This is a genomic window from Halorubrum yunnanense, from assembly GCF_026586675.1.
Lineage (GTDB): Archaea > Halobacteriota > Halobacteria > Halobacteriales > Haloferacaceae > Halorubrum > Halorubrum yunnanense.
Map to the genome: position 1 here is coordinate 94,979 of NZ_JAODIX010000007.1, position 6,577 is coordinate 101,555.

The window sequence follows — 6,577 nt, forward strand, 5'->3', positions numbered from 1 at the left end:
GGTGTGCGGTTCGGCGGGCGACGCTTATAAGTCGCCCGTGAGGTCGGCGCGCATGACGAAGTCGGGCTCGCCGGCGACCGGCACCCGGTTCGCGCCGGTGTCGCTCACGTGCTCGACGGTCTCGGGGATCAGGACGCGAGTCGCGTCGGCGCCGACCGCGGCCGCGTCGGTGGCGATCGATTTATAAATGGCGCCCGCCGCGTCGACGTCGCGCCACGCGGCGGCGCCGTACTCGGCGACTCGTTCGGGACCGCCGCCGACGCACTCCTCGTCGCCCGGGCGCTCCGAGACGCGGGTACGGACCGCAAAGCCGGCGAGCGCGTCCGCGTCGGCGACGGCCGTCAGCCGGTCCTCCTCGGCCGCCGCGCGAAGTCGTTCGCGGGTGAGTTCGGAGCAGGCCCACGACTCGGCGTCGTCGAGCGCGAGCCCGTCGAGGTGGTCGCGGGCGTCGCTGTCGGCCCAGAGCGCCCACGCGACGTTCGGGTCGGGGTCGGGGAGGTCGTCGAAGCCGGTCGGGTCGAAGTCGGAGTCGCCCGGCTCCGGCTCCGCGAACCGGAACTCCGTCGCGGGCTCGAAGCCGACCGCCCGCGACTGTCCGAGCCCCATGACGTTCCACGAGAACACCATGTTCCGGCAGACGGTCGCGCCGCGCGCTCGCGCCCAGTCGAGCGCGGCCTCCGAGAGCGCGGTCCCGACGCCGAAGCCGCGGGCGGCCGGGTCGACGCGGATGCCCTGTCCCCACGCCTCCCACTCGGAGAGCAGGGCGCCCTGGATGCAGCCGACGACGGCCTCCGGCTCGCCCCGGGTGGCGGCGCCCGTTCCGTCGCCCTCGACGAGCGTGTCGCCCGCCTCGCGCTCGTCGCGCTCGTGGCTCCCCTCGACCGCGTCGCTGCTCGCGATCGCCTCGGGCGGGAGCGTCGCCACGAAGGTCCCGCGGTCAGGGTCGTCCGACGCGGCCCAGTCGGGGAACACCCGCGAGATGTAGTCGTCCTGGCGCTCGCCCCACGTGTCCCGCGTGAACGCCGCGACCGCGTCGGCGTCGGCCGGGCGGGCCTCGCGGACGACGGGGACGGGGTCGGCCGGCTCGGACGCCCGACCGGTCATCGCCAGGGCTGCGACGCCTCGGTGAGCTCCCCCGCGAGGTTGCGGCCCATCGCCTCGTCGGGGTCCGAGCGGTTCGCCAGCGCCCACATCAGCTTCACCTTGGCGGTGCCGGGGAGGGTGTCGCCCGCCTCGACGACGCCGGCGTCGAGCAGGTCGCGGCCGGTGTCGTACACGCGGTCACAGACGCGGCCGGAGAGACACTGGCTCGTCATTGCGACGACGGTCCCGTCCTCGACCAGCGCCTCGATCCGGGGGATGCGGTCGGTGTGGACGTGGCCGAGGCCGGTCCCCTCGATCACGACGCCGTCCTTCCCGTCGAGGTAGTCCCACGCCGCCGGGTCCATGCCGGGCGTGAACTTCGCGAGCTCCACGTCGCCGTCGAGGTCCGGGGCGAGGCCGGCGTCGGGGGCGCCGTCTCCCTCCGCGCCTTCGCCCGCTCCCCGAGCGAGCGGCTCGCGGTTCCACTCGATGGCGGCGTCGGCCGCGTCGCCGTCGGCGCCCGCCTCGGCCGCGGCCTCGTAGTCGATGACGCCGAGGGGCGCGGCGCCGACCGTCTCGAACGCGTCGCGGCGGGACGTGTGGTTCTTCCGGACGCGGGTGCCGCGGTGGAGCGCGCAGGCGTCGTCGGAGGCGCTCGCGTGCATGCAGACGAGCGTCTCGGCGTGGTCGGCCTTCGCGGCCTCGACCGCGCACACCGCGTTCATCACGTTGTCGGAGGAGGGGCGGTCCGCGGAGCGCTGGCTCCCGGTGAAGACGACCGGGACGGGCGAGTCGAGCATGAAGGAGAGCGCAGACGCGGAGTACTGCATCGTGTCGGTGCCGTGCATCACGACGACGCCGTCGGCGCCGGCCTCGACCTCCTCGGCCACGGCCTCGGCGAGCTCCCGCCAGATGGCCGGCTCCATGTTCTCGGAGAGGATGTTGGCGACGACGCGCCCGCGGTAGTTCGCGCGGCCCGCAAGGTCGGGCACGGCCCGCAGCACGTCCTCGGCGTCGAACTGGGCGGTGACCGCGCCGGTCCGGTAGTCGACGGTGGAGGCGATCGTCCCGCCGGTCGAGATGAGCGACACCGTCGGCAGGTCGTCGTCGAAGGTGATCTCGGAGGCCTCGCCGCCGCCGGCGTCGGCCCCCCCGTCGACGTCGCGGGCGCCCGATTCGAGCACCTCGACGTCGGCCGCGTCGCGGTCGACGCCGACGTTGTACCCCCCGTCGAGCTTGACGACGAGGTGGTCGCGAGTCGTCGAGGGGAGCAGTACGCCCTCGTTCGTGACGTCCCCGCGCTCGACGCGGACGCGATCTCCCGGTTGCATACCACCCGCTTCCCCTGCGGCGGACTTGAATCCAACCGTTCGGCGGTCCGGGGTCGACCGGGACCGACCGTTCGGCGGCCCGGGGTCGATCGAGCCCCGCATCGAACCGACCTCGGACTGGGCCCCGCATCGGACCGGCTCCGAACCGGACCCAGTACGTCTTTCACCCGCGCCCGCGACCCTGAGCGCATGGACCGCGACGAGTTCGCCGCCAGCATCGATCACACCGTGCTCGGCCCGGAGACGACGTGGAGCGACGTCCGGACCGTTCTCGACGAGGCCGCCGACCACGGGATGAACGCCTGTATCCCGCCCTGCTACGTCCCCGAGGCGGCCGACTACGATCGCGCTCCCGAGGCGATCGCGACCGTCGTCGGGTTCCCCCACGGCCAGCACGCTCCGGAGGCGAAGCGGGACGAGGCGGTCGGCGCGTGGGAGGACGGCGCCGACGAGATCGACCTCGTGATCAACGTCGGCCGCCTGAAGGCCGGCGAGGACGACGTCGTCGCCGCCGAGATCTCCGACGTCGTCGCCGCGGTGCCGGTCCCGGTGAAGGTCATCATCGAGACCGCGCTCCTGAGCGACGCCGAGAAGCGCCGCGCCTGCGAGGCCGCCGTCGACGCCGACGCCGACATGGTGAAGACCTCGACGGGGTTCGCCGACGGCGGCGCCGCGGTCCCGGACGTGGAGCTGATGAGCGAGTACCTCCCGGTGAAGGCCTCCGGCGGCGTCGGCTCCTACGAGGAAGCGACCGCGATGCTCGACGCGGGCGCGACGCGGATCGGCGCCTCCTCCGGCGTCGCCATCGTCGAGGGGTACCCCGAGTGACCGGGCGCGGAAGGGCGGTCCGAACCGGTCCGTCCCTCCTCGTCGCCCGGCGTTCTATCGGCGTGGGAATCCCGTCGTAGGGATTTATAAGTCGAGCGCCTACGCGGGGGTATGAGTCACTCGCCCGGGTCGTCGCGTCTGGACCTCGACGCGGCCTTCAAGGCGTTCGGAGCGGTCGGCATCGTCATCTCGGTCGTCCTGGTCGTCGGCGTGCTCGCCCTGACCAGCCCGTTCGGCGAGTACGTCCGCGTCTCCCCGGCCGTCTACGGGAGCGTGCTGTCGGTCGGGCTACTCGCCGCCGTCGGCTACGCGACGCACGCGCTGCGCCGCCGCTGAGCCGCGCGACGGCGGCGAACGAGAGCGGGGTCGTCTCCGAGCGAGAGCGAGGTCGTCTCCGAGCGAGAGCGGGGTCGTCTCCGAGGGGTTAACAGACCGGCGACCGAACCGGGACCCATGAGCGACGAGCCGATCGAGGCCGCGGTCGAGCGGTTCCTCGACGAGACCGAGTCCGCGCTGGACGACTACGACCAGGGGTACGCCGACGCTGACGCGACGCTGTCGGTGGTGCGGACCCGCATGGACGAGCTGGCGTCCGCGGTCGACGGGGAGCGCTAATCGAGCTCCGGGCGCGCGCCGATCAGCTCGCGGACGTGGGAGACGTGTTCCCCGAACGCCGGGTCGCCGCGCTCGCGAGTGCGGTCGACGTCGACGTCGACGACCTCGGCGACGCGGCCCGGCTCGGCCGCCATCACCACGATGCGGTCGGCGAGCGTCACCGCCTCGGCGACGTCGTGCGTGACGAACAGGACCGTCTTCCCGGTCGACGTCCACACGTCGAGCAGCTCCCGCTGGAGCATCTCCCGGGTCTGCGCGTCGACCGCGCCGAACGGCTCGTCCATCAGGAGGAGCTCCGGGTCCACGGCGAGCGCCCGGGCGATGGCGACGCGCTGTTTCATCCCCCCGGAGAGCGACTTCGGGTACGTCGTCCGGAAGTCGGCGAGCCCGACGAGGTCGAGCATCTCGTCGACCCGGCGCTCGCGCTCCGCCTCGGAGCGGTCGCTCCGTTCGAGGCCGAAGCCGACGTTCTCCTCGACCGTGAGCCACGGGAACAGGTGGTACTCCTGGAAGACGACGCCCATGTCCGTCGTCGGCCCGGTCACGGGGGTGCCGGCGAGGCGGACCTCCCCGTCGGTGGCGTCGGTGAGCCCGGCGATGATCCGGAACAGCGTCGTCTTCCCGCAGCCGGAGGGGCCGACGAGGCAGACGAACTCCCCGCCGTCGACCGCGAAGGAGACGTCGTCGAGCGCGCGGACGGGGTCGCCGTCGCCGTCGTACGTCTTCCCCACGCCGTCGGCGGCGACGCCGGAATCGGGCGCCCCGCCGGCGCGGCCGCCGGTCGCCGGGTCGTCCTCGGTCATCGAGTCGCCGTTCACGCCCGCCACACTAACACCCTCCGTTGGACCGCGCGGAACGCCACGTCGACGAGGAGGAACATCAGGCTCAACACGAGGATGTACGCGATCACCGTGTCGACGAGGAGGTTGTTGCTCGCGCGCAGTATCTCGCGGCCGACGCCCGGCACGCCGAAGATCTCGGAGGCGACGACGAGCATCCAGCAGCGCCCGAGACCGGTCCGGACCCCGGTCATGATCCCCGGCAGCGACGCCGGGAGGACGACCGACCGGACCATGTCGAGGTCGCCGCTCACGCCGAGCGTCCGCCCCACGTCGAGGAGGTCCTCGGAGACCCCCTCGACGGCGCCGTACGACGCGTAGAAGTTGATCCAGAACGCGCCGACGGCGATGATGAAGGCCGCGCCGGCGTCGTTGATCCCGAACCACGCGATCGCGAAGCCGATCAGCGCGAGCGGCGGGACCGGTCGGAGCGTCCTGACGAGGGGGGCCGTGACGTCGTCGAGGAGACCGCTCCACGAGAACGCGACGCCGGCGGCGACGCCGAGCGTCGTCCCGACGACCGTGCCGGGGATCCAGTGGCGAACGCTCGACCACAGGGCGGTCGTCATCGTGCCGGAGGCGAACTCCCCGGCGAACGCGTCCGCGACCGCGGTCGGCGGCGGCAGGACGTACGCCGGCTGCGTGAGCGAGACCAGGTGCCAGACGACCACGAACCCGACGACGCCGGCGGCGCCGCGGAGGAGCCGTCGCGGGTCGTCGAGGCCGAGGCCGGCACGCAGTTCGTCCCCGTCGAACCCCCGTCCGGTGTCGGTGGCCATCAGAGCGAGTCGTACGCCTCGAAGTCGAAGATATCCTCGTTCGACAGCTGTTCGTCGATCTGGCCGTTGTCGGCCGCGAACTCCGAGAACACCGGGGTCGCCTCGGTGATCTCGCGGGGGTCAGTGACGAAGTTCGACAGCGGCGAGTCGAGGGCCCGGCGGGCGCGGTTGGCCGGCATCCCGATCCCCGACTCGACGTGGCCGGCGGTCGCGTCCGGGTTCTCGCCGATGAAGTCGGTGGCGCGGCGGTGCTGCTCGACGAACTGGGCGGCGAGCGGGGAGTCGCGGACCGCGTCGTTCATCAGGGTGACCGCCGCCGGCTGGCCGGGGAGGATCTCCGCGGCCGTCCGGAGCATCGAGACGGACGAGTCCTCCTCGGCCGCGATCGTCGGGACCGGCTCCATGATCGAGGTGCCGTCGATCTGGTCGTTGGCGATCGCCTGCCACACCGCGCTCGCCCCGTTGATCTCGATGATCTCGACGTTCTCGTTCGACTCGGGGTCGACGCCGATCTCTTGGAGCCAGTAGCGGAGCAGCACGTCGGGGACGCTCCCCTGCGGGAAGGTGCCGAACCGGAAGGGCCCGCCGTTCTCCTCGGCCCACGTCGCGAACGCGTCGCCGCCCTCGGCCTCGAACGTCTCGTGGAACGACGACTCGGCCATGATCCCCATCGGCTCGCGGATGTTCGCCGCCGTCACCTTCGCGGCGATGTCGCGGTCGATGACGATCATCGCCGGCACGATCCCGAACATGGCGACGTCGATGTCGCCGCCGCCGATCGCCTGGACGATCGACGGGCCGTCGGTGAACTCCCGGCCGGTGATCTCGGCGTCGACCTCTGAGAAGTACCCCTCGCCCTCCATCACGTACCACTGGAGGTCGGGGTAGATGGGCATGTGCGCGACCGTGAGCTCGTCGAGACCACCGCCACCGCCGCCGAGGCAGCCGGCGAGTCCGAGCGTCGCGGAGCCGCCCGCCGCGGCGAGGAAGGACCGACGCGATGTCGGCGCGTGTGTGTCGTGCATAGTTTATACGCTCTTGTGTAGCACATTGTTGATTTCAGAGAGTAGCTTTGACAGCGTGTTTGAGCGCTTCTCGTCCG

Annotated in this window: 8 protein-coding genes; 3 read left to right on the forward strand and 5 right to left on the reverse strand. The window is 72.3% G+C overall.

Annotated elements, in window-relative coordinates; translation table 11 throughout:
* Nucleotides 1-24 precede the first annotated feature (24 nt).
* Both N5096_RS02130 and gatD read right to left on the reverse strand, forming a co-directional pair.
* Nucleotides 25-1,104 carry a GNAT family N-acetyltransferase gene (locus tag N5096_RS02130; protein WP_267662688.1) on the reverse strand — a complete coding sequence of 360 codons (1,080 nt, stop codon included), beginning with the start codon at nucleotides 1,102-1,104 and terminating at the stop codon, nucleotides 25-27.
* Nucleotides 1,101-2,414 carry a Glu-tRNA(Gln) amidotransferase subunit GatD gene (gene gatD / locus N5096_RS02135; protein WP_267662689.1) on the reverse strand — a complete coding sequence of 438 codons (1,314 nt, stop codon included), beginning with the start codon at nucleotides 2,412-2,414 and terminating at the stop codon, nucleotides 1,101-1,103. Before gatD ends, N5096_RS02130 begins: the two co-directional genes overlap by 4 nt.
* 189 nt (nucleotides 2,415-2,603) lie before the next feature.
* Here gatD and deoC point away from each other — a divergent pair, with 189 nt between their 5' ends.
* The 3 genes from deoC to N5096_RS02150 all read left to right on the forward strand — a co-directional run bounded on the left by deoC (nucleotide 2,604) and on the right by N5096_RS02150 (nucleotide 3,857).
* A complete protein-coding gene (deoC, locus tag N5096_RS02140) occupies nucleotides 2,604-3,242 on the forward strand; it encodes a deoxyribose-phosphate aldolase (protein WP_267662690.1) in 639 nt (212 codons plus the stop codon).
* Between the two features lie 111 nt (nucleotides 3,243-3,353).
* On the forward strand, nucleotides 3,354-3,578 hold the full coding sequence (locus tag N5096_RS02145; RefSeq protein WP_267662691.1) for a hypothetical protein: 225 nt from the start codon (nucleotides 3,354-3,356) through the stop codon (nucleotides 3,576-3,578).
* 117 nt (nucleotides 3,579-3,695) lie between these two features.
* Entirely contained in the window at nucleotides 3,696-3,857 is a 162-nt protein-coding gene (locus N5096_RS02150) for a hypothetical protein (protein ID WP_267662692.1), read from the forward strand.
* On the opposite strand, the gene N5096_RS02155 is transcribed toward N5096_RS02150, so the two are convergent.
* From N5096_RS02155 to N5096_RS02165, 3 genes are read right to left on the reverse strand one after another with little or no spacing between them, the layout of a single operon-like run.
* Nucleotides 3,854-4,684 carry an ABC transporter ATP-binding protein gene (locus N5096_RS02155; RefSeq protein ID WP_379789824.1) on the reverse strand — a complete coding sequence of 277 codons (831 nt, stop codon included), beginning with the start codon at nucleotides 4,682-4,684 and terminating at the stop codon, nucleotides 3,854-3,856. The two genes, N5096_RS02150 and N5096_RS02155, sit on opposite strands and share 4 nt — an antisense overlap.
* Nucleotides 4,672-5,475 carry an ABC transporter permease gene (locus tag N5096_RS02160; protein ID WP_267662694.1) on the reverse strand — a complete coding sequence of 268 codons (804 nt, stop codon included), beginning with the start codon at nucleotides 5,473-5,475 and terminating at the stop codon, nucleotides 4,672-4,674. Before N5096_RS02160 ends, N5096_RS02155 begins: the two co-directional genes overlap by 13 nt.
* Entirely contained in the window at nucleotides 5,475-6,500 is a 1,026-nt protein-coding gene (locus N5096_RS02165; RefSeq protein ID WP_267662695.1) for an ABC transporter substrate-binding protein, read from the reverse strand. The genes N5096_RS02160 and N5096_RS02165 overlap by 1 nt, the downstream gene beginning before the upstream one ends.
* Between the last annotated feature and the right edge of the window lie 77 nt (nucleotides 6,501-6,577).

Coding starts and splice junctions, on each gene's coding strand:
- N5096_RS02130 (WP_267662688.1), bottom strand. CDS start 1,104: ATGACCGGTCGGGCGTCCGAGCCGGCCGACCCCGTCCCCGTCGTCCGC.
- gatD (WP_267662689.1), bottom strand. CDS start 2,414: ATGCAACCGGGAGATCGCGTCCGCGTCGAGCGCGGGGACGTCACGAAC.
- deoC (WP_267662690.1), top strand. CDS start 2,604: ATGGACCGCGACGAGTTCGCCGCCAGCATCGATCACACCGTGCTCGGC.
- N5096_RS02145 (WP_267662691.1), top strand. CDS start 3,354: ATGAGTCACTCGCCCGGGTCGTCGCGTCTGGACCTCGACGCGGCCTTC.
- N5096_RS02150 (WP_267662692.1), top strand. CDS start 3,696: ATGAGCGACGAGCCGATCGAGGCCGCGGTCGAGCGGTTCCTCGACGAG.
- N5096_RS02160 (WP_267662694.1), bottom strand. CDS start 5,475: ATGGCCACCGACACCGGACGGGGGTTCGACGGGGACGAACTGCGTGCC.
- N5096_RS02165 (WP_267662695.1), bottom strand. CDS start 6,500: ATGCACGACACACACGCGCCGACATCGCGTCGGTCCTTCCTCGCCGCG.